We start from the raw sequence: 20,924 nt of genomic DNA on the forward strand, positions 1-20,924 counted from the left end.
CGCGATTGTGGCTTGGTTGGGCAGAATGCCGGCTTGGTTGGTCATACAACGGTGAAAAATCGGACATCCGGGCTCATTCGAGGCATGTCGATCGTCGTACGGCCAACCAAGCCGCAGAAATGAGGGCCGGGTGCGGGGGAGGGGAACCGCGGACCCGGCCCTCTGCTCACGGTGGCGGGTGGCCGGATCGGTCCGGCCACCCGCTCAGCCTGCGACGCCCAGTACCGCGGCGGTCGCCGTGGCGCTGTCGGGGTGGCGTGCCACCAGGGCCGCCACCTCCGGGGCCGCGTCGGCGGAGCCGCCCGCCGCGCCGGGGGTGAACTCCGGCATCGCCGGGTCGTGCCCGAGTGCCGCCGCGATCGCCTGCGCCGCCGTCGAATGCCGGACCGCAAGTTCCGTCACCGGACCCGACGGCGCGACCGTGACGGCCTCGCGCGGCGTGTCCGGGATCGACCACGGTGGCGTCCACGTGTCCACCCCGGCGAGGTTGCCGGGGAAGGTGCGCCCGGCCTCCCGGACCAACACCGGCACCAGTTCCGCCGCGTTGGCGCGCAGCGTGGTGATGAGGTTGGGCAGCCACGGCAGCAGCACCGTGTCCGGCAACCGCCCGAACGCCTTCGACAGCAGCTCGACGACGAACGGCGTCAACGTCGGCACCGGGTCGAGCGCCTGGATGAACCCGCTGAGGTACTGCGGGAACGACGGAAGCACCAGCGGGTTGCCCAACAGGTCGTCGCAACGCTCCCGCAGGCCGCTCATCGGCAACTGCGACAACTGGAACTGTGCCGCCCACCGCAGCGCGAGTTTCGCGGGCGTCTCCGGATGCGACTGCTTGACCGCCAGCTCCAGCTGGGTCCGGTCGCAGCCCAACGCGATCGCGACGCTCTCCATGGTGAACAGGAAGCCCAGCATCGCGCCGACCTGCCGCAACCCGGTCTGTTCGTCGGTGAACGCCGTCGGCAGCAGGGTGCAGTAGTGCGCGTACCCCGTCGTCACGAAGGTCTCCGCCCATTCGGGCAGCTTCGGGTCGACACTGCGGTAGTACGCGACCAGCGCGCGGATCCGGCGCAGCACCTCCGGGGCGTCGTCCACGGTGCGTTCGGCCTTCAACAGGTCGATCGCCCGCGCCCCCAGTTCGTTGGTGAACCGCCGGCTCCCGAGGTAGAGGATCGAGTCCTCCACCGCGCGCAGCGCGATGGCCGCCGTCGCGTCGGGTGACCAGACCTTGCGGCGCAACCGCTGCTCCAGCACCTGTTCGACGGTGACGCCCTCGTAGCCCAGTTCGATCAGGTCGCGCTGCCGGCTGCCGATGGAGACGTCCCAGCTCTCTTGAAGGGACTCCTCGCCGAGCTTCTTCACACCCATGATGGGCCGCACCGAATCGGAGGGCAACAGATGACGGAGAGTCCACAGCAGACGTGAACCCTGCCGCTTCTGCGGTTCCGCCGACAGATCGATCAACACGCGCTGCACCGTGCGCTTGCGCAGGTCGATGCCGAGCGGCTTGAGCCGGTCGTAGACGTCCTGCGCCAGTGGCGGAAGCGCCTCGTAACCGACCTGGCCGACGCGGTCGCCGCCCAACAGGATCTCGCACAGCCGCCGCACGTCCCGGCGACCGGGCACCGTGTCCTTCTCGATGCAGGTGACCGCCGCGTCCTGGAAGTCGTACGGTGTCGGGCGTGCCCGGTTCCGCATGCCCGCCAACAGGATCGAAGTCTCGAACACGGCGATGGCGTCGGCGGTGCTCGACAGGTAGCCGTTCTTGCGGGCCAGCCTGACGATGTCCACACTCCACGCCAACAGTTCGGCCTCGTCGAGTTCCCGCGTGGCCGGAGGCGTGCTGAGGAACCCCGACAACCGGTTGGCGTCGCCGGACACCGGGTCGGCCGGTACCGGCTTGACCTTGCGGGGCTTGCCGCCCTTCTGGCCCGAGAGCCGGAACGGGGTGAGCCCGCTCGCCTTCAGCGCCTTCTCCCAGGAGGCCGCCGCTATCGACACCGACCCGCCCGCGAGACCGAACTGCGCCTCGATCGACGAGTGACTCGACGGGATGAGCCCGTACAGCCAGTTCGACCCGGACGGCGGGGTGATGTCGAACCCGGCGGTGGAGTCCAGCCCGAACTGTTCCACCCGGCTCGCGGCGTGCGCCGCGCCGCAGACGTACATGCAGTCGTCCGCCTCGACGCCGGCCTTGCCGAAGTGTTCGCGGATCCGGGTCCACATGTAGCGTTCGCGGTCCTCGTCGGTCCGCAGCCGCCGGTCACCGACCGGGGTGAGCCGCCGGAACAGACTGCCGATGAGCATCATGACCTGCCGGTAGGTGGCGTAGTCGGCGCCCGCGAGCGGCTGCTCGACGTACAGGTCCCACCACTCCGACCAGTGCCGCACCTTGCCGTGGTGCAGCAGGTGCCCCTCCAGCTCCCGGAACCGGGGCCGCAGGTCACCGATCTCGACGCCCACGGCGTCACCGTGCATCCCGGCGTCCTCGTCCGGGTCGCCGCCGCCCGCCTCGGGCTCCGTCGTCTCCTCGGAGTCATCCCGTGGGAGCCACTGGAACACGTGGTCGGCGGAGCGGTCGACGAGCACCAGCTCCACGCCCGGCGTGTCCAACGCGTAGGCGATCGCCTGGTACTCGGCGGACGCCTCAGTGATGGGGGCGACCACGCTCAGCGGCCCCCAGTCGGGCGGGAAGCCCTCGATCTCACCGGCGAACGCCTGCAACGCCACCGGGAGACGGCAGTTGCGCAGCTCGGTCAACAGTGGACGAAGATCCTCGCACAGCTCCAGGTAGATCACCTTGGGCTGCTTCTGCCGCAGCCGCCGCGCCATCGCCAGCGCCGAGGCGGGCGAGTGGTGGCAGACCGGGAAGATCTCCAACCGCTCGGCCATGCCCCGGTCGACGTCGTCGACGATGCCGGTCAGGATCTCCGACACCGTGTCCGGCGCCTCGGCGAAGGTCTCGGCGGCCTGCGTGAGCTGGTCGCGGAGTGCCGCGAAGGTGCCGTCGATCATGACAACGTCGCGATCGCCTGCCGGCCGCCCTCCAGGAAGTCCGGCCACTCACCGCCGTCCTTCTTGCTGCGCGGCTCCACCACCCCGTGCAGGTACTTGTTGAGGATCGCCAGGTCCTCCGGGCTGCGCCTGGCCAGCGAACCCACCAGCGAACCCGCCAGGGTGGCGGCGCGCAGAGTGCTGTCACCGAAGAAGTTGCTGTGCAGGATGGCGTCCTCCAAGACACCGATCTGCTCGGCGGTCGACAGCGCCGACTCCAGCTTGTCGTCGTCACTGGTGGCCGAGGCCGCCGCCGCCCGCAGGTCGGCGAAGCTCTGCAACAGGATGTCGAGCAGGTTCGGCGGGACGTCCAGTTCGATCCGGTGGCGGCGCAACAGTTCCTCGGTACGGAACCGGACGATCTCGGTCTCGCTCTTCTTGTTGCTCACCACCGGGATGCGCACGAAGTTGAACCGCCGCTTCAACGCCGAGGACAGGTCGTTGACGCCCTTGTCGCGGCTGTTGGCGGTCGCGATGATGGAGAAGCCGGGCTTGGCGAACACGATGTTGTCGTCGTCCAGCTCCGGAATGGACACGTACTTCTCCGACAGGATGGAGATGAGCGCGTCCTGCACGTCACTGGTGGAACGGGTCAACTCCTCGAACCGGCCGATGACGCCCGCCTCCATCGCGGTCATGATCGGCGACGGGATCATCGAATCGCGGGACTGTCCCTTGGCGATCACCATGGACACGTTCCACGAGTACTTGATGTGGTCCTCGGTGGTGCCCGCGGTGCCCTGCACCACCAGCGTGGAGTTGCGGCAGATCGCGGCCGACAGCAACTCGGCCAGCCAGCTCTTCCCGGTGCCGGGGTCGCCGATGAGCAGCAGCCCGCGGTCCGACGCGAGGGTCACGATGCTGCGTTCCACGAAACTGCGGTCGCCGAACCACTTCTGCGAGACCTCACGGTCGAGACCGTCGGACCGTTCCGATCCGAGGATGAACAGCCTGACCATCCGGGGGCTCAGCCGCCAGGTGAACGGCTTGGGGCCGTCGTCGATCGACTCCAGCCATTCGAGCTCTTCGGCGTACTTGACTTCGGCGGGTGCGCGCAACATCTCGTTCATGGGGATACTCCTGGAGTGTGTGAATGGTCGTGATCGGTGTGTGCGGGGTCGTCCACACACGGCGCGGTGGTCGTCCCGCCGCCGACCGACGCGGCACGGTGGCATCGTGCCGCGCGGGGCGACGCGACGGCCGTCACGCGAGGAACTTCTTGAGCTCGAAGACGAGTTTCTGGATCTTGCCCGACAGGACCGGGGTTCCCATGGCCTTGAACCGTTCCCGGAACCACGGGTTGACGAACTGCTGGCCGCCGCTGGTGACCGACCCGACCGGGATGAGCCGGGCGCCCGAGCGGTGGATCGCCTCCAGGCCGCTGAACACCTCCGCGGACTTCCACTCGTAGAAGTCGGAGATCCACACCACGACGGTGTTGCGGGGGTCGGTGATCTTCGGGCGTGCCAGTTCCAGCGCCACGGTGCCGTCGGTGCCGCCGCCCAGGTTGGTGTGCAACAGCGTCTCGAACGGGTCGTGGACCCACGGCGTCAGGTCCACCGCACGGGTGTCGTAGGCGACCAGGTGGACGTCGACCTTCGGCAGGCCCGTGAAGATCGAGGCCAGGATCGTACAGTTGACCATGGAGTCCACCATGGACCCGGACTGGTCCACCACCACGATGAGCTTCGCCGGGGTGGTGCGACGGGCGGTGTGGTGGTAGAACAGCTGGTCGACGTAGAGCCGCTGGTCCTCGGCGTTCCAGTTCGTCAGGTTCTTCCAGATGGTGCGGTCGATGTCGAGGTTGCGGAACACCCGCTTGGGCGGCACCGAACGGTCGATCGTGCCGACGCTGGTCTTCTCCACCTGGGTGCGCAGCACCTCGGCGACCTCGTCGACGAAGCGGCGGATCAGCTTCTTGGCGTTGGCCAGCGCGACACCGGACAGGTTGTTCTTGTCGCGCAACAACTGCTCGATGAGCGACATGCTCGGAGTGAGACCGGCGGCCAGCGCCGGGTCGGCCAGGACCTCCCGCAGTCGCATCCGCCTGACGAGGTCGCCCTCCAGCCCGGCGAGCACGCCCGCCAGTTCCTCGCCGCCGGGCGTGGCGCGCAGGCCGCCCGGCTCGACGCCGAGCGCCCGCTGGAACCACTCGGAGTCGGACTGCCAGGCCGCCAACTGCGTCGCGCTCACGTCACCCGAACCGGTGGCGAACACGTTGAGCAGCAGTTTCGACACCAGCGCCGCCCGGCGCACCTCCTCGTCGCCGACCGGCGCCGGATCGGCCTCGGCGGCCTGCCCGGAGGACTCCGCCGACAGTGAGATCATGCCGTCGAACTCCTCGGCCAGCTCGGGGAACCGCTGTACCAGCGTGTTCACGGTGACCGTCGGGTTCAATAGTGCGGCGGGAAGCCCGATGTCCTCCACGATGGACACACTGGCCGACTCCAGGCCGGCCTGCTCGTCGGCGGCGAACACCCGTGACAGCAGCCGCCAGTACAGCACCTGCCGCCGGTTCTCGGCCGGATTGATCGCTGACTCGGTCATTTGCGCAACAACCGTCCCGCCCGTTCCCGCAGCACGTTCACCGACTCGGCGGCCTTGGCCTCCGCCTTCTGCGCCTTGGGATCCGTCGGACCCTTGGCCCAGTCTCCGGTATGGACTGCCGTGCCCTTGCGCTTGGCGAGCACCGCCAGCGGTTGCAGCAGCCACTCCCCGTCCCAGCGCAGCAGGCCGATGCACGCCGCCGAGCCGCTGACCAGCTTTCCGTTGAGCGGGCCGGAATCCGGCAGGCGGTCGACCGCCACCGGAAGCGACACGTCGCCCAACTCGAACACGACCGGGTGCCGTTCGTCGCCGCCGACCTTGTAGCCCTCCAGGAACACCGGGTGCGCCAACGCGACCGGATGCCGTTCCAGCGGCGGCACCGCGGCCGGCACCGACTCCGCCAACCGCACCCGCGCGGTCGCGAACGGATCGGCCTCGTCACCGATCGCCGCGTGGTCCTCGTCCCACAGCAACTCGCCGCCGGGGAGGATCGGCATGTCGGTCAGTGTCACCGCGCGGTGCTCCGCCAACGCGGTCAACAGGACGCCGTGCGCGCTCAACAGCCGCCAGCAGGCCGGACCCAGGATCGTGTCCACCTTGGAGGCCGCCACCGACGCCCTCACCTGGATGGGCGGGCCGTCCTTCGTCTCCAGCAGGCCGTGCACCCGGACCTGGAAGACCGTGCCGTGCTCCAGGATCTCGGTGCCCAGCGGCAGGAACCGGCCCGTCACGGTGCCGGCCTCGGCCGCCGGGTGGCCGGAGGCGAGCAGTACCGCCCGCGTCCACAGGTCCGCCCACCGGCGGGTCGGGATCCGCTCCAACGTGGCGATGGGCAGGCAGGCGCGCAGTTCGGCGGCGAAACCGTCCAGCAGCAGCCCGAGCCTGCGGTGCTCCGGGGACGCGAGCAGCGTCTCCACCGGCTGGTTCACCGCCGATACGACCTCGTGGTCGAGACCGTTCCAGCCCAGCACCGCCAGGTCGTTCAGCCAGGAGCGGGCCGCGGTCACCGCGCTGATCGGTGTATCGGCGGAGTGCGCGACGGTGATGTCCGGCCAGTCGGGACGCCGGCGGCCGGCGGCCTCGTCGGCCTGCGCCGACAGGGCGTCGTGAACGGCACCCCACAGGGCCGCCCGGGCGCCCGCGAGTACCGACAACTGCTCGAAACCGATGGGGCCGCTGGTCAGTTTGGCGACGGCCTCGGCGACCGGTCGTCCCAGCGGGGTGCCCGCCAGGCCGGCGACGACGCCGTCGAGGACGTCCGCGCGGCGGGCGTCGGGGCGGGCGAAGCCCTGGGTGAGGTATTCGTCGAAGTCGCCGATCAGGGTGACGGTCTCGGTCACTCCGGCGGGCGGCTCGTTCAGGAGCGGTGCGATGGCGGCCGGTTGCATCAGCGGGCTCCCATCGCCGGGAACCACTGCATGTCGGGGAGTGGTTCGTTGGTGCCAGGCTGCTCCAGGTACGCCAGGTGGCGCAGGAACCGGGTGAACACCTCGGCGACCTGGGCGCGCCGCGGGCCGCCCTTGAGGCCGTGGACGATGTCGGTCGCGGTGCCGTCGGCGGGCGCCTCCACGCGCAGGAACCGCACCACCCGCGCGTAGCCGTACTGGACGACCGCCTCGGCCACCATCGACTGGAGGTGCTTGCACGGACGGGATCCGAGACCGCCGCAGGGGCGGTTGTTGTTGGTGCTGCAACTGAACTCGTGCGAGTCCGCCACGATGGACGACACGTACACCCGTGCGATGTCAGAGCCGCTGGACACGACGCCCTGCAGCCTGCCGTCCGCCAACTCCACGAACGGCACCTTGGCCAGTTTGCGGGGGTTGACGGGCGGAACGACACGGGTCACGCTGCGTCGGCTGAACTCGTCAGGTTCCGGGTTCACCGCTGTGACCTCCAAACAAAACGACACGTGGACGTCACCGCAGGTGACGCCCACCGGAAAACGGGGAATCGTTCGATCGAGGTTTTTTATACAGTGCCGGTGCGACAGTTCCGACCGAGCCGCCGGTGCCACCGCAACCCACCATCAAGGACAGTCCATTATGGCCTTAGCTGCCTTCGTATCGCCTTGGGTGGCCGGGGGCCGATCGACGTGCCTCGAATAGGCCTCAATGTCCGAATTTCGGCGGGCCTCAGACCACCCAAGGCGGGCCTCAGACCACCCAAGGCGGTAAAAGGGGGAACGGAGGTGGTCAGCGGCGGCGCAGCGCCACCCACCACAGCAGCGCCGCCTGGAGCAGACCGCCCGCCGTGACCACCGCCCAGGCGGCCGGCCCCGTCACCGGCAGCCACGTGGTCAGCAGCGACGACGGCAACGCCGACACGATGAGCCACACCGCTCCCAGCCCGGAACCGTCGGTGAACATGGCGAACAGCGTGAACGCCGACGCCGTGGCGAACACCGCCGTGTACGCCACGGCGATCCAGAACCAGACGCGGTGGGTGAGCGATCGGTTCGTCGACATTCCCGGGTCCTCGGCTGTCACGTCGCTCGGAGACCGCGCGACTCGGTGGGGTGCGGAACGGCCCTCCGGTGGAATGGCGGCCCGTCGGGCACCCAGCGTACGTGTGTGTCGCTCAGTTCCGGGGATACACGGGATCGGGCGTTGACGGCGGTCCCCGAACCGGCGACGGGTCGGATGGAGCAGCCACGCCCGTGGCGGCTCAACCGCAACCGATCTCCAGGTCCTCGACGCGGCCCGCCGTCAACGACTCACGGGCCAGCCGGAAGTCCCCGTTGGCGGTCATGGTGTCCGGCGGCAGGTGCACCCCGGTCACCTCGGTCGGCAGCCACTCCCGCAGTTTCCGCCGCAGTTTCCGCGGGTGCCGGACCGCCACACCGCGGCCCGGTGGGCCGTCGACGTGGCCGAACGCCAGTACGTGGTCGCGCGCGACCGACGTGGAGAGGTCCGGCGCGTCGCCGGTGTGGCAGTCGACCCCGGGAATCGTCACCACGTCCGGTTCCAGCGGCGCGTACCAGAACAACACCGGATGGGCCGTCACCGGTTCCCGGTTGTCGAAGCAGCACAGCACCACCACGTGATCGGGGAACACGTCGGCGTAGAACCGCCACAGGTCCGGTGACAGCCGGGGGCGTCGCCCCGGAGGCACCCGTTCGAGGGCGCCCGGGATCCGAGTCGGGTCGGGGGCGACCACCACGGTGTAGGCGCCGTAGGGGAAGACGGTGGGTTCGTCGCCCGACATCGTCATCCAGTCCACCTCGCCGGGATAGGGCACCTGCGGAACCGCCATGGCCATGCGCTCCAGCAGATCCGGGTAGCCCGTCACCGGCAGGAAGTGCGTCGGGGTCAACTCCCACGCGGGGACGTGCAGCACCATCGCGTTCCCGCCCTCGCCCAGATCGGTGACGACGTTCTGGTATCCGAGCAGGTGCACGAGGCCGTGCTCCGGGTGGTTGCGGATCCCCGCGAACGCGATCGTGCTCGTGAATTCGGCCGGCCCCAGGCTCACACACATGCCCGACATCATGCACCCGCGAGGCGAATCGGCGTCCTCCGATCGAAGCCGGCAGCCGCCGTCACTCGGCGGCGGACTCGTACACGTGCGGGCTCACCACCGCCACCGGCACCTCGGCGTGCTGCACGACGGCGTGACTGGTGGACCCCAGAACGAGACTGGCGAACCCGCCCCGGCCACGTGACGCCACCACGAGCACCGCCGCGCCCTGCGCCGCCTCCAGCAGCCTGCGGCGCGGGTCTCCGTTGACCAGCGTCGGGATGACCGTCACCTGCGGGTACTCCTGCCGCCAACCCGCCAACGCCTCCGACAGGTTCGCCTTCTCCCGCTCCTCGGTGTACTCCTGGTCGAAGGCGATCGGCACGGCCGCCGCGTCGATCGTGGGGATCTCGTACTGCCACACCCGGACCGCCACCAGGTCCGCGTCACGCAACGCCGCGGACTCGAACCCGAACCGCAGGGCCGCCTGCGACAGTGGTGAGTCGTCGACGCCCACGACGACCCGGCCCGCCTGCGGAGTGTCCTGCTCCGGCGGTCGCCGCGTGATGACGACCGGGCAGTGGGCGTGCGCCGCGACCTGGGCGCTGGTGGAACCCAGCAGCAGGCCGGTGAACCCGCCCCGGCCACGGCTGCCCAACACCACCACCGACGACTCCCGGGAGCGCTCGATCATGGTCCCGCCGGTCGTCATGGAGTCCACGACCTCGCCGCGCACGTCCACACCGGACGTCTCCCGGGAGGTGACCTCGACGATCTCGTCCATCATCTCCTGGATCGCCTCCCGCACGGTGCCCGACTCGTACCAGGTCGCGCCCGAGAAGTGCCGGCCGCCCGCCAACGGGATGGGCGACGCGTACACGATGTGCAGCGGGCACTCGCGCAACCGGGCCTCGCCGGCGGCGAACCTCACCGCGAAACGGCTCTCGTCGGAGCCGTCGTAGCCGACGGTCACCGGTCCCCTCATGGCCGTACCTCCTTCTACGCGGGAGCTTACGGCCAACCGCCGTCCCGGGGAGCCGGTTTGCGGGGGAGCCGGGCGACGACGGTTATCCTGTGGGGATGCAGCCGGTCGATCTCTGGTTCGATCCCTCCTGCCCGTACACCTGGGTCACGTCCAGGTGGCTCGTGGAGGTCACGCAGGTGCGGCCCGTCGAGTTGCGGTGGCACGTGATGAGCCTGTCGGTCCTCAACGAGCACCGCGAGGTGGACCCCGAAGGCGACACCGAGGGCTACCTGTGGATGCCGGTGCGGATCTGCGCGGCCGTCGCCCACGACCACGGGCAGCGCGGTCTAGGCGACTTCTACACCGCGCTCGGCAGGCGGCTCCACGAGGGAGGCGAGTGGGACCCCGACGTGATACCCACCGCGCTCGCCGAGGCGGGCCTACCGGTCGAGCTGGCCGAGGCGGGCACCTCGGAACGGTACGACGCGGCCGTCCGGCGGTCGCACGCCGCCGGAATCGGCCTGGTCGGGGACCACGTCGGCACTCCGATCGTCGCGACCGAGCGACCGGACGGCACCCGGGTGGCGTTCTTCGGGCCGGTCATCTCACGCAGCCCCCACGGCGAGGCCGCCGGCCGGTTGTGGGACGCGGTCGTGGAGGTCGCGGGCACGCCGGGCTTCGCCGAGCTGAAGGGACCGCCGCCGGAGCCGCCGCAGCCGACGTCGGCCTGATCACCGCCTCGGAGTCGTGACCGCCCGCCACGACGTCCACAGCAGGTCGATGACCCAGATGACCAGCCAGATCCGCCAGGCGGCCACCACCACGGCCACCGGGTCCTCACCGACGGCCTGGAACGCCTCCAGGATCCCCCGCGACTCCGGTCCGATGCCGAGCATCGCCGGGGTCGGCGGCCACGCCAGCCACGTCACGACCACGGTGACGACGCCGAAGAGTCCGGTGTGCCGGGCGAGGTCGCGCCACAGTTCCCGGCGGGACTTCGCCGGCGAATCCACCGAGGCCGGGGAGGCGTCCGTGCCGGCCGAGGCACCGGTCCCGGGGTCGTCCGCCGGGCCGGTACCGCCCGCCACGACCGGTGTCGGCGCGGTCGTGCCGGGCGACACCGGCGGCGGGACGTCGGCCGGTTCCGGTGCCGCCGGGCGGTCGACCACGCCGAGCCGCCGGACGGCGGTCGGGACGACGACAGCCCCCGACAGGATCACCCCGGCCGCCACCAGGCAACCCCACTGCCACGAGCCCGCCTGGTAGAGGCAACCGGCCCCCACCGTGCCCAGTAGCCCGCCCGCCAGGCACGCCGCCTCGTACAGGCCGAGGCCCCGGCCGAGCCGGTGCCGCCCGGAGGCCTCTGCCACCACCGCCTGCTGCACCGGGATCACGATCGACCAGGCCGCGGCGGCGGCCACCCACAGCGCCGCGATCACGAACGGCCCGGGCGCGGCGGCCAACCCGGCCGCGAAACCGGCGCTGGCGAGCGAGGCGGCGGCCAGCATCCGTCGCCGCCCCCACCGCACGACCCACCGGTGCAGGTACTCGGGGAGTACGCCCATCACGATCGCGCCGGGAAGGAACACGTACGCGATCTGGAGCGGTTCCATGTGATGACCGCGCTGCAGGTGCAGCAGGATGAGCAGTCCGATCGCGGCCTCGGCGGCCATCGTGGCGACGACGGCCAGCAGCATCGGGCGCAGGCGACGGCCGACCGCGCCGAGGCCGCCGCCGTCCTCGTCGGACTCGGGGGCCGAACGGGGACCGGTGAACAGCCACCCCGCCGCGACCACGCAACACGCGGCCAGACCGACGAAGACGCCCCGGTAGTCGATCACCGCCAGCAGGCTCAACGCCGGGACGAACACCAGCCAGCCGCCGGTGGACTCCGCCGCCACCAGGGCGGCCAACGCCCCGGAGTCGTGGGGGAGGCGTTCGGCCGCCATCGCGCGCAGCGCCACCCACAGCAGCGCACCCGCCGCACCCGCGACCGCGGAGGCCGCCATCGCGGCCGACAACGTCGTCGAGACGGCGAAACCCAGGCACGCCAGGGCGTACAGCGCCGCGCCGATGCCGGCGACCAGCCGCCGGTCGTGCCGGTCGGACAGGACACCGGCGAACGGCCGCACCAGCAGGGACACGCCGATCTCGGCGGCCATGAGCACGCCGACCTGACCGGCGGGCAGTTCCAGCGCGGCACCCGCGTACAGCGGTAGGAGGAAGTCGACGACCTCGATGGCACCCGCGGTGAGGGTGGCACTGACGGTCGCCCTGCGCAACCGGGAGGCGGTGAGGGCGGGGGTGTCCGGCATGGACCGATCCTAAGAGGCCCCCGAGTCGCCCCCTTCCCGTGGCCGAGGACCGGGGCATCGACGTCATCCGGCCGGTGCGACGTCGGTCCCCGGCCTCGGCGGCGACGAGAAGCGGTCAGCCGACGAAGGTCCGCACCGCCGCCGTCAACGCCACCAGGCCCTGCTTGGCGTCGGTGAAGTACATGCCGGTCTGGGGCGCCGAGTACAGCTCGTTGTCCATTCCGGCGTACCCGTGTCCCATCGATCGCTTGATCACCACGACGTTCCGCGCCTTGTCGACGTCCAGGATGGGCATTCCCGAGATGGGGTTGCCGGGTCGCCGGGCCGCCGGGTTGGTGACGTCGTTGGCGCCGATGACCAGCGCCACGTCCACCTGCGGGAACTCCGGGTTGACGTCCTCCATCTCCCGCAACGCCGGATAGGGCACGTTCGCCTCGGCGAGCAGTACGTTCATGTGTCCGGGCATCCGGCCCGCCACGGGGTGGATCGCGTAGGTCACCGACACGCCGTGTCCCTCCAGGAGCTCCGCCAGCCCGGCGAGCTCGTGCTGTGCCTGCGCGGCGGCCAGGCCGTACCCGGGCACGACCACGACCTTGCGGGCGTACGCGAGCTGGAGAGCGACGTCGTCCACCGACACCGGGCGCACCGGCGCCGATTCGCCGCCCGGCCCCGCCTGCTCGTCTCCGGTGCCGAAGCCACCGACGATGATGTTGCCGATCGAGCGGTTCATGGCGTCGGCCATGAGCTTGGTGAGGATCGCCCCGGACGCGCCGACCAGCGCGCCCGCCACGATCAGGGTGGTCTCGCCCAGCACGAAACCCGCCATGGCGACGGCCGTCCCCGTGAACGCGTTCAGCAGCGAGATCACCACCGGCATGTCCGCGCCACCGATCGGCAGGACCATGGTCACCCCGAACACCAGGGCGGCGGCCGCCAACACCAGCATCGGCGCGGGGTGGAGCGGTGCCAGCACCAGCCACACGACGGAACCGGCGAAGACCACGCCGAGCCCGGCGTTGACGAGCCGCGCGCCGGGGAACACCAGCGGCCGGCCCGGGATGAGTCCCTGGAGCTTGCCCGCCGCCACCAGCGAACCGGTGAAGGTGACCGCACCGATGAGGACGTCCAGGCCGGCCGGTATGGACACCGCCGCCGTCACGTGGCCGGCGTCGGCCTGCCGGAGGTGTTCGACCGCCAGGAGTACCGCGGCCCCGCCTCCGACGGCGTTGAACAGGCTCACCAGTTGCGGCATCGCCGTCATCGCGACCGTGCGGGCGAAGTACAGCCCGGCGAGCGAACCGACCGCCAGGCCCGACAGCAACACGACCCACCCGGTGGTGGTGATGGCGCCCTTCTCGGCGATGAGCACACCGGTGGCCACGATCGCGACGCTCATCGCGGCGGCCGACACGAGGTTGCCGCGCCGCGCGGTCGCGGGGGAGTTCATCAGATGTAGCCCGAGTACGAGGCAGGCCGCGGCGGCGAGGAAGACGTAACGGATCACGGTCTCGGTGACGGTCACGACGCGCCTCCCTTCGCGGACGGGACGGTGGGTTTGGCGCGGAACATGTGCAGCATCCGGTCGGTGACGACGTAACCGCCGACGACGTTCATGGCGCCGAACGCGACGGCGACGAACGCCAGGACGTACCCGAACGGGCCGTCCGCGGTGGCGGTGATGAGCATCGCGCCGATCACGACGATGCCGTGGATGGAGTTGGCGCCCGACATCAACGGGGTGTGCAGGGTCGCGGGCACCTTGCTGATCACCTCGAATCCGACCAGGATGCCCAGGACGAACACGGTGACGGCGGTGAGCAGGTCGAGGGTCATGTGTTTCCTCCCACGGTGGCGTCGGCGGTGAGCTGGTCGGCGGTGAGGGGGCTGACGGGTTCGCCGCGGTGGGTGACGGTGATCTGTCCGGTGATCTCGTCGTCGGGGTCGATGTGGACGCGCCCGTCGACGAGCAGGTGCCGCAGGACGGCGCTGATGTTGCGGGCGTACCCGGCGGAGGCGGCCGGCCCCATCCGGGCGGGCAGGTCGCCCGCGCCGATGACGGTGACGCCGCCCTCGGTGACGAATCGTTCGTCCGGGCGTGAGGTGGCGACGTTGCCGCCGAGTTCACCGGCGGCCATGTCGACGACCACGGAACCGGGCCGCAGCGAGGCCAGGCCGGCTTCGGTGACCAGGGTCGGCGGTACCCGGCCGGGCACCTTCGCGGTGGTGATGACGACGTCGAACCGGGACAGCCGGGCGGTCAACTCGTCCTGTTGCGCCCGCCGTTCGGCGTCGGTGAGCTGCCGGGCGTATCCGCCGTCGCCCGCGCCGCCGGTCACCGACTCCAGTTCCAGGAACCGGGCGCCCAGCGACTCGACCTCGCCCCTGGCCTCCGGCCGGACGTCGTAGGCGGTGACGACGGCTCCGAGCCGCCGTGCCGTGCCGATGGCGGACAGTCCGGCGACACCGGTTCCCAGGACCAGGACGTTGGCGGGTGAGGACGTCCCGGCGGCGGTGGTCAGCATCGGGAAGTACCGCCGGTAGGTGTCGGCGGCCACCAGGACCGCCTTGTACCCGGCGAGGTTGGCCTGCGAACTGAGGGCGTCCATGCTCTGCGCGCGGCTGAGCCTGCGGGGCAACAGGTCCAGGCTCACGACGGTGAGTTCCGCCGCCTGAAGCCGTCGCATGTGCGCGGCGCGGTGCAGCGGTGAGAACAGCCCGACGAGGACCTGGCCGGGGCGTGGGTCGCCCGGCGTGAACGGGTTGACGCCGCACAGGACGTCGGCCGCCTCCACCGTCGCGGTGTCCGCCACGCGGGCGCCCGCCTCCCGGTAGTCGTCGTCGGAGTGGTGACTGGCGGCGCCCGCCCCGGACTCCACGACGACGGAGACCTCGGCCGTCGTCAGGCGGGTCACCGCCTCCGGTGTCAGGGCGACCCGTTCCTCGCCGGGATGTCGTTCTCGGATGACGCCCACAGTGGTGACTGTCACGCTCCGTTACCTCGCATTCTGCTGATCGGGCTGGTGAGCCGGGCACGGTGACTCGGCGTCCTGGGCGGCACGCCGGTGAAGCTCGCCGGCGCGGGGTCAGCGTCCGGGCTTCGTCGTCGAATCAGACGAATACTGGTATGACTGTACTGTTTTGCGACCTGAGATAGGGAAATCAATCGGCAAATGTAGATAACTGGATTCAACGGCCGGTGCGGCCGCCCTCGATCAACAGTGGACGACCGATCTCCGGTGGCACCGGATAGACCCGTTCCGGCGGGAGCCGCCGCCGCACGTCGGCGCCCGCGTGGACCTGCTCGGCCAGCTTCCGCACCGTCGGCGTCAGGTCCCGGATGTCCACGGTCCACTCCTCGACGAACTCGCGGATCACCGCCCTGCCCAGTCCGACCTGGATGCTGTAGTGGTTGAGCGCCGCGCCCCTGACGGAGCGCTCGGGATCCCACTGGACGTGGACGGGGGCGTCCCGGAGCCGATCCGGCTCACCGGTCGTCAACACCGCCGCCGCCAGGGCGCTCTCCCAACCCGCCCGGGAGACCCGCACCGCCAGCGTGCGCTCCTGACCGGACTTGCGGCCCCAGTTGCTGCGATGCATGAGCCAGCGGAACGACGGCTTGATCCACGTCATCCGCTGGAACGAGAACGGGGGGACGAACCGCCCGTGACGCAGTGCCGCGTCGGCGATCGCCGACGGATACGCCTGATACACCACGATGGAGTCGGCGTCGTAGTCCGCCCTGACCTGATACAACGGCGTCATCGCGGCATGATGGCACGGACGCGCCCACGATCACCAGGCGTTTTCGGCCCCGGGCACCGGATCCGGCCCCGGAGCCGAGTCTCAGCCGGTCTCCTCCAACCGGAACCCCACCTTCAGGGTCACCTGGAAATGCGCGATGTCGCCGTTCTCGATGTGCCCACGGGTCTCGACGACCTCGAACCAGTCGAGGTTGCGCAGCGTCTCGTTCGCGCGGGCGATGGCGCCGCGGATCGCGTCGTCGCAGGACTGCGTAGAGGTCCCGACGATCTCCGTCACCCGGTACGTGTTTCCCATGACGTCTCCTCCATCAGACGAACTCGCCTGTGAGCCTCCCACGTACCCGGTGAGCACGGGACCATAACGCCGATTCACCGCCCACGGGCCGCTCCGTGACAAGGCGACGCCCCGGCGCCGACGCGATGCCGGTGCCGGGGCGGGACGTCACGCCGCAGTGGTCAGCAACCACCGCAGTTGTAGTACGTGATGTCCCAGTGGTTGCCCTCCTTGTAGTACACGTTGCCCGAGCCCGAACGCCACTTCGAACCACCGATGTAGGTGAAGGAGCCCTGGATGTAGTTGTTCAGGCAGGTGGAAAGGCTGGTGTCGAGCTTGTACCCGTTCCAGTGGCTGTACGTGCCGGAGGCGTGCCCGGTCTCGGTCCCGCCGGTCACGTTGATGGCGCAGCCGCTCGCGCCCTTCAGGGTGATGATCCCCTGTATCGAGGTGAGGTTCACCTGGGTGAACGAGGTGCAGGTGGGGTTGTTGCGGTCGGAGCAGCCGCCACTGGACGACCAGGTGATGCCCGCCGCCCGCAATCTGCTGGTGGCGTCGCTGTGGCTCAGCTTCGTGACGGTCACGCCGACGTCGTCGGTGGCGGGTTCGGCGGAGACCGTGCCCGCCGTGGCGAAGCCGACGGCCAGGGCGGTCGCCGCCACGGCGAGCAGCCGCGCGAGGAATCGGGTCTTGAACATTTCGGGGTTACCTCCGGGAGATAGCCGTGCCGGGAACGTCGGGACGTCCCCGCCGGTACCGCGTGGAGCGACCCTGACGGCGGTGCCGGCTGTGAACGTCCCGGCCGGGTCGAGCTTCACCGAGTCGTCAACAAAACGGCCATACCCGGTATGGCTGACGTGGGCCGGCCTCACCGACCTGCGGGGGTTCGTCGGCCGAGGCGGTGAACGGGTGCGCGTCGCCACGATGGACACCGCGCCCGGAGGACCGGCACTTCTACTCCCGGCTGTCCATGGACGCGCGGCGCGCGATCCGTTTCACCGCGACCTACCCGGCCGGGAACCGACCGCCGGTCCGCGTGTCCGGCCGACCCCGCGCTGCGGCGGGTTCAGCGGGCCGGCCGTCACCCGGCGGGCGTGACGTACCGGTCGAGCAGGGCGTCCGCGTCGCGCATCTCGACCGGTACCGGCGTCGGCCGTAGCAGCGCGACCGCGCCGGCGTAGCCCGGCGGCACCGGCAGGTCCCACAATCCGACCGGCAGATCGGGGCGGTGCGCCAACCGCAGCACCCCGGCCGCCCGATCCGGGCGGGTCACCTCCGCGTGCGGCATCGGAACCGTCAAGCCGTCACCGGTGGCCTTCAACACCGCCTCCTTGCGCGCCCACACCGTGTAGAACCCCGCCGTCCGGGCGCGCGGCGGTGTCATCCGGAACCCCGCCGCCTCCCGCGCCGACATGACCGCCTCGACCGGCACTCCGGGATCCGGCGTGCACTCCTGCACGTCCACCCCCACCTCACCGGCGGTGGACACGGCCACCAGCACCAGGCCACCGGAATGACTCACCGACACGCACGGCCCCGGGACGGTCAGCCGTGGCCGTCCGTGAGGTCTGCCGCAACGGCAGTCGCGACGCAACGGCACCTCGCCGGGGCTCACACCCAGGTGGGCCGCCAACACGACGCGAGTCACCACGCAACCGACCGTGAACCGGTCCCGGTCGGCATCCCGCCGGTAGGCGGCGCGTCGTTCACCCTCCTCCGGAGCCAGCCAGCGTTCCACGCCCGGCAACGGCCGCGGCGAGGCGGACCACACGTGGCACTCGCCGAGGGGTATCGGGGTCGACATCGCCGAAAGCATACGTCCAGCCCGGGCGGCGCCCCGCCCGTGAGGCGCGAGCCCGGCTCGCAACCACGGTCCATTACTTTCGTCGCTGGTCGGCGGGCCGCCACACCGGTACCGTTTGCGGGCGTGACCCCGCCACCACCCGCCGAACCGTGGTCCCAACGACTGCCGTGGCGACGTGCCGTGACCGGCGCCCTGTGGTGGATCGTGCTGACCCTCCCCGCGTACGGGCTCATGTCGGTGCCCGGCGGCGTCGAGGCCGGATTCTGGCAGTGCGCGGCCGTCGCGATCGGCGTCGGGGTGGCGCTGTGGTTGCGGCGGCGGTTGCCGATCGGGGCGCTGCTGGCCGTGGTCACCCTTGCGACCTGGGGATCGGTGGAGCCACTGAGCGCCGACTGGCAGCCGTTCATGCTGGTCAGCACGTTCGTGCTCAGCTACCTGGTCGGCCGCACCGACGACACCGACTACCCGCTCATGGTCCACCTGGGCGCCATGTCGGCGATGGTGCTGCTGCTGGTGCCGATACTCGGCATCGGACTGCTCGACAGCGTGATGTTGACAGTGGTGTTGGTGTTCACCATCGTGTTCCCGTGGCTGGGGGGCCGCTACCTGTACCAGCGGGCGTTGCTGGCCACCAGCGGTTGGGAACGCGCGAAGCAGTTGGAGAGGGAACAGCGCGCCGTCGCCGAACAGGTCAGACTCCGGGAACGCACCCGCATCGCCGAGGACATGCACGACTCGCTCGGCCACGAACTGAGCCTCATCGCGCTGCGCGCCGCCGCCCTCGAAGTCGACGCCGCGCTCCCCGGCAGGCAGCAGCAGGCCGCCGGTGAACTCCGCCGTTCCGCCGCCGCCGCCACCGAACGGCTCCGCGAGATCATCGGCCTACTGCGCGACGAGACCGACGCCGCGTCCATGGTCCCCGCCGACGAGAGCATCGCCGACCTGGTCGAACGCACCGCCGAGTCCGGAATGACCGTGCGGCTCCACTCCACCGGCACCGGCTCCGACGTCCCGAAGATGGTCGAAAGGGCCGGATACCGGGTCGTGCAGGAGGCGCTGACCAACGCGGCCAAGCACGCGCCGGGACTACCGGTCACGGTGACCGTCGACATGGACGCCGAACGCACCCGCATCGGCGTGTCGAACCCGTCGCCCGCCCAGCGGTCCGCCGGAATCGGCGGAGGACGCGGCCTCGTGGGCCTCACCGAGCGGGTGCGGTTGGCGGGCGGCCGGTTCAGGGCCACCGAGCACTCCGACCGGTTCGAGGTGGTCGCGGAACTGCCCCACACCTCCGAGGGACCCGGCAGCCCCGGCGAGGAGACCGAGTCGGAGTCGGTCCAGGAACACGACCGGGCGACCCGGCTGACCCGGCGGCGGCTGGTGACGGTGTTCGCGATCCCGATCGTCCTGCTCATGGTGCTGGGCCTGGTGTCGGTGTCGGTGTACCTGCTGTTCTCGTTCTACTCGGTGCTGCCGCCGGCGGTGTACCGGGACCTGGAGATCGGCGACTCCCGGCGCCAGGTCGACGGGGAACTGCCGGTCGTGGAGATGCTCGACCCGCCGGAGTGGGCGACACCGGCGGGCATGGAGTGCGTCTACCACCCCTCCGCCAACGAACTGGACACCTTCTCCGACGTCTACCAGTTGTGCTTCGTGGACGACGTGCTCGTCAGCAAGGACGTCGTCACCGTCGAGGAAAGGATGGAGAGGCTTGCGAATAGTAGTGGCTGACGACGAGGCGATGATCCGGGCCGGGGTCCGGGCGATCCTGGCGTCCGATCCCGACATCGAGGTGGTGGCCGAGGCGGCCGACGGCCGGGAGGCCGTCGAGATGGTGCGCGCCCACCGGCCCGACCTGGCGTTGCTGGACATCCGGATGCCGAAACTGGACGGCCTGGCCGCCGCCGCCGAGATCCGCCGCCTCGCGCCCGAGGTCGGCGTGATCATGTTGACCACCTTCGGGGAGGACGAGTACATCGCGGGGGCGCTCGGCAACGGCGCCGGCGGGTTCCTGCTGAAGTCGGGGGACCCCAGGGAACTCATCGCCGGTATCCGGGCGGTGGCCGAGGGCGCCGCCTTCCTGTCGCCCCAGGTCGCACGGCGGGTGATCAACGAACTGGCGCGCGGCGGCGGCCGGATGAGCCGCGCCGCCGAGGCCCGGCAACGAATCGCGGGACTCACCGGGCGGGAACGACAGGTCCTCGAACTGCTGGCGGGTGGGCTCTCCAACGCCGAGATCGCGTCGCGGCTCCACGTCGTGGAGGGCACGGTGAAGGCGTACGTGTCGGGCATCCTGACCCGGCTCGCGGTGCGCAACCGGGTCCAGGCGGCGATCATGGCCTACGAGGCGGGAGTGGTGGACGGCCTGGCGTGAACCGGTACGACGAACGCACGAAGGAGGGGCCGGTCGTGTGAACTGCTCCCCTGAAGTTGGACTGAGAAATTCAGTTCCGATTTCTGGGGAGCAGTGTCATGGCTGGACAGAGTTCGTTGTCGCAGGAGCAGCAAGTCGCGGCGATAGGTTTGTTTGAGGCCGGTTGGGGTGAACGTTCTGTCGCAACACGGTTGGCGGTGAGTGAGTGGGCGGTGAAGCGGTTGTATCACCGTTGGCAAGTGCGCGGTAGAGGAGCGTTGGTGGCCAAGGCGACGAAGCGGTCGTTCTCGTTTGCGTTCAAGCTTGAAGTCGTTCGCCGGTTCCTGGCGGGCGAGACGAAGGTGGAGCTTGCCCGCCAGTTCGATTTGTCGTCGC

Annotated in this window: 19 protein-coding genes; 3 read left to right on the plus strand and 16 right to left on the minus strand. The window is 70.4% G+C overall.

Annotated elements, in window-relative coordinates:
- Window positions 1-204: 204 nt before the first annotated feature.
- From LX16_RS24410 to LX16_RS24445, 8 genes are all read right to left on the minus strand, one after another.
- A complete protein-coding gene (locus LX16_RS24410) occupies window positions 205-3,012 on the minus strand; it encodes a DUF5682 family protein (RefSeq protein WP_147144048.1) in 2,808 nt (935 codons plus the stop codon).
- Window positions 3,009-4,121 (minus strand): ATP-binding protein, encoded by a 1,113-nt coding sequence (locus tag LX16_RS24415; RefSeq protein ID WP_147144051.1) that lies wholly within the window; start codon window positions 4,119-4,121, stop codon window positions 3,009-3,011. The genes LX16_RS24410 and LX16_RS24415 overlap by 4 nt, the downstream gene beginning before the upstream one ends.
- Window positions 4,122-4,254: 133 nt before the next feature.
- Entirely contained in the window at window positions 4,255-5,598 is a 1,344-nt protein-coding gene (locus tag LX16_RS24420; protein WP_147144054.1) for a vWA domain-containing protein, read from the minus strand.
- Window positions 5,595-6,986 (minus strand): hypothetical protein, encoded by a 1,392-nt coding sequence (locus LX16_RS24425; protein WP_147144057.1) that lies wholly within the window; start codon window positions 6,984-6,986, stop codon window positions 5,595-5,597. The genes LX16_RS24420 and LX16_RS24425 overlap by 4 nt, the downstream gene beginning before the upstream one ends.
- The gene (locus tag LX16_RS24430) at window positions 6,986-7,483 is read right to left on the minus strand and encodes a hypothetical protein (RefSeq protein WP_211354748.1); all 498 of its coding nucleotides are present in this window, start codon (window positions 7,481-7,483) and stop codon (window positions 6,986-6,988) included. The genes LX16_RS24425 and LX16_RS24430 overlap by 1 nt, the downstream gene beginning before the upstream one ends.
- A 310-nt stretch (window positions 7,484-7,793) precedes the next feature.
- Window positions 7,794-8,066, minus strand: a complete 273-nt coding sequence (locus tag LX16_RS24435; RefSeq protein ID WP_147144059.1) for an SCO4225 family membrane protein — start codon at window positions 8,064-8,066, stop codon at window positions 7,794-7,796.
- Window positions 8,067-8,265: 199 nt separating this feature from the next.
- Window positions 8,266-9,078 carry a hypothetical protein gene (locus tag LX16_RS24440; RefSeq protein ID WP_147144062.1) on the minus strand — a complete coding sequence of 271 codons (813 nt, stop codon included), beginning with the start codon at window positions 9,076-9,078 and terminating at the stop codon, window positions 8,266-8,268.
- Between the two features lie 61 nt (window positions 9,079-9,139).
- Window positions 9,140-10,042 carry a universal stress protein gene (locus LX16_RS24445; protein WP_147144065.1) on the minus strand — a complete coding sequence of 301 codons (903 nt, stop codon included), beginning with the start codon at window positions 10,040-10,042 and terminating at the stop codon, window positions 9,140-9,142.
- Window positions 10,043-10,137: 95 nt separating this feature from the next.
- On the opposite strand from LX16_RS24445, the gene LX16_RS24450 reads away from it, so the two are divergent.
- Window positions 10,138-10,752, plus strand: a complete 615-nt coding sequence (locus LX16_RS24450; RefSeq protein ID WP_147144068.1) for a mycothiol-dependent nitroreductase Rv2466c family protein — start codon at window positions 10,138-10,140, stop codon at window positions 10,750-10,752.
- Here LX16_RS24450 and LX16_RS24455 read toward each other — a convergent pair whose 3' ends face one another.
- The 8 genes from LX16_RS24455 to LX16_RS24490 form a co-directional block, all read right to left on the minus strand.
- Window positions 10,753-12,336, minus strand: coding sequence for an MFS transporter (locus LX16_RS24455; protein ID WP_147144071.1), 1,584 nt, complete (start codon window positions 12,334-12,336; stop codon window positions 10,753-10,755).
- 115 nt (window positions 12,337-12,451) lie between these two features.
- Window positions 12,452-13,858 (minus strand): NAD(P)(+) transhydrogenase (Re/Si-specific) subunit beta, encoded by a 1,407-nt coding sequence (locus tag LX16_RS24460; protein ID WP_147144074.1) that lies wholly within the window; start codon window positions 13,856-13,858, stop codon window positions 12,452-12,454.
- Window positions 13,855-14,169, minus strand: a complete 315-nt coding sequence (locus LX16_RS24465; RefSeq protein WP_147144077.1) for an NAD(P) transhydrogenase subunit alpha part 2 — start codon at window positions 14,167-14,169, stop codon at window positions 13,855-13,857. Before LX16_RS24465 ends, LX16_RS24460 begins: the two co-directional genes overlap by 4 nt.
- On the minus strand, window positions 14,166-15,323 hold the full coding sequence (locus LX16_RS24470) for an NAD(P) transhydrogenase subunit alpha (protein ID WP_147144081.1): 1,158 nt from the start codon (window positions 15,321-15,323) through the stop codon (window positions 14,166-14,168). Before LX16_RS24470 ends, LX16_RS24465 begins: the two co-directional genes overlap by 4 nt.
- A gap of 199 nt (window positions 15,324-15,522) precedes the next feature.
- The gene (locus tag LX16_RS24475) at window positions 15,523-16,098 is read right to left on the minus strand and encodes a DUF4291 domain-containing protein (RefSeq protein ID WP_147144084.1); all 576 of its coding nucleotides are present in this window, start codon (window positions 16,096-16,098) and stop codon (window positions 15,523-15,525) included.
- Window positions 16,099-16,179: 81 nt separating this feature from the next.
- Complete coding sequence (locus LX16_RS24480) at window positions 16,180-16,392, minus strand: dodecin (RefSeq protein ID WP_147144088.1); 213 nt, start codon at window positions 16,390-16,392, stop codon at window positions 16,180-16,182.
- A 161-nt stretch (window positions 16,393-16,553) separates the two neighbouring features.
- On the minus strand, window positions 16,554-17,069 hold the full coding sequence (locus LX16_RS24485; RefSeq protein WP_147144091.1) for a hypothetical protein: 516 nt from the start codon (window positions 17,067-17,069) through the stop codon (window positions 16,554-16,556).
- 383 nt (window positions 17,070-17,452) lie between these two features.
- The gene (locus LX16_RS24490) at window positions 17,453-18,175 is read right to left on the minus strand and encodes a 4'-phosphopantetheinyl transferase family protein (protein ID WP_158645726.1); all 723 of its coding nucleotides are present in this window, start codon (window positions 18,173-18,175) and stop codon (window positions 17,453-17,455) included.
- Window positions 18,176-18,298: 123 nt separating this feature from the next.
- Here LX16_RS24490 and LX16_RS24495 point away from each other — a divergent pair, with 123 nt between their 5' ends.
- Window positions 18,299-19,906, plus strand: coding sequence for a sensor histidine kinase (locus LX16_RS24495; RefSeq protein ID WP_158645727.1), 1,608 nt, complete (start codon window positions 18,299-18,301; stop codon window positions 19,904-19,906).
- Window positions 19,907-19,916: 10 nt separating this feature from the next.
- The gene (locus LX16_RS24500) at window positions 19,917-20,549 is read left to right on the plus strand and encodes a response regulator (protein WP_244615967.1); all 633 of its coding nucleotides are present in this window, start codon (window positions 19,917-19,919) and stop codon (window positions 20,547-20,549) included.
- Window positions 20,550-20,924: the final 375 nt, after the last annotated feature.

It is taken from the genome of Stackebrandtia albiflava, assembly GCF_007994225.1.
In the GTDB taxonomy this organism is placed as follows: Bacteria; Actinomycetota; Actinomycetes; order Mycobacteriales; family Micromonosporaceae; genus Stackebrandtia; species Stackebrandtia albiflava.

Excerpts from the sequence above, each read along its gene's own strand:
- LX16_RS24410 (WP_147144048.1), bottom strand. The coding sequence starts at position 3,012 with ATGATCGACGGCACCTTCGCGGCACTCCGCGACCAGCTCACGCAGGCC.
- LX16_RS24415 (WP_147144051.1), bottom strand. The coding sequence starts at position 4,121 with ATGAACGAGATGTTGCGCGCACCCGCCGAAGTCAAGTACGCCGAAGAG.
- LX16_RS24420 (WP_147144054.1), bottom strand. The coding sequence starts at position 5,598 with ATGACCGAGTCAGCGATCAATCCGGCCGAGAACCGGCGGCAGGTGCTG.
- LX16_RS24425 (WP_147144057.1), bottom strand. The coding sequence starts at position 6,986 with ATGCAACCGGCCGCCATCGCACCGCTCCTGAACGAGCCGCCCGCCGGA.
- LX16_RS24435 (WP_147144059.1), bottom strand. The coding sequence starts at position 8,066 with ATGTCGACGAACCGATCGCTCACCCACCGCGTCTGGTTCTGGATCGCC.
- LX16_RS24440 (WP_147144062.1), bottom strand. The coding sequence starts at position 9,078 with ATGTGTGTGAGCCTGGGGCCGGCCGAATTCACGAGCACGATCGCGTTC.
- LX16_RS24445 (WP_147144065.1), bottom strand. The coding sequence starts at position 10,042 with ATGAGGGGACCGGTGACCGTCGGCTACGACGGCTCCGACGAGAGCCGT.
- LX16_RS24450 (WP_147144068.1), top strand. The coding sequence starts at position 10,138 with ATGCAGCCGGTCGATCTCTGGTTCGATCCCTCCTGCCCGTACACCTGG.
- LX16_RS24455 (WP_147144071.1), bottom strand. The coding sequence starts at position 12,336 with ATGCCGGACACCCCCGCCCTCACCGCCTCCCGGTTGCGCAGGGCGACC.
- LX16_RS24465 (WP_147144077.1), bottom strand. The coding sequence starts at position 14,169 with ATGACCCTCGACCTGCTCACCGCCGTCACCGTGTTCGTCCTGGGCATC.
- LX16_RS24475 (WP_147144084.1), bottom strand. The coding sequence starts at position 16,098 with ATGACGCCGTTGTATCAGGTCAGGGCGGACTACGACGCCGACTCCATC.
- LX16_RS24480 (WP_147144088.1), bottom strand. The coding sequence starts at position 16,392 with ATGGGAAACACGTACCGGGTGACGGAGATCGTCGGGACCTCTACGCAG.
- LX16_RS24485 (WP_147144091.1), bottom strand. The coding sequence starts at position 17,069 with ATGTTCAAGACCCGATTCCTCGCGCGGCTGCTCGCCGTGGCGGCGACC.
- LX16_RS24490 (WP_158645726.1), bottom strand. The coding sequence starts at position 18,175 with ATGTCGACCCCGATACCCCTCGGCGAGTGCCACGTGTGGTCCGCCTCG.
- LX16_RS24500 (WP_244615967.1), top strand. The coding sequence starts at position 19,917 with ATGATCCGGGCCGGGGTCCGGGCGATCCTGGCGTCCGATCCCGACATC.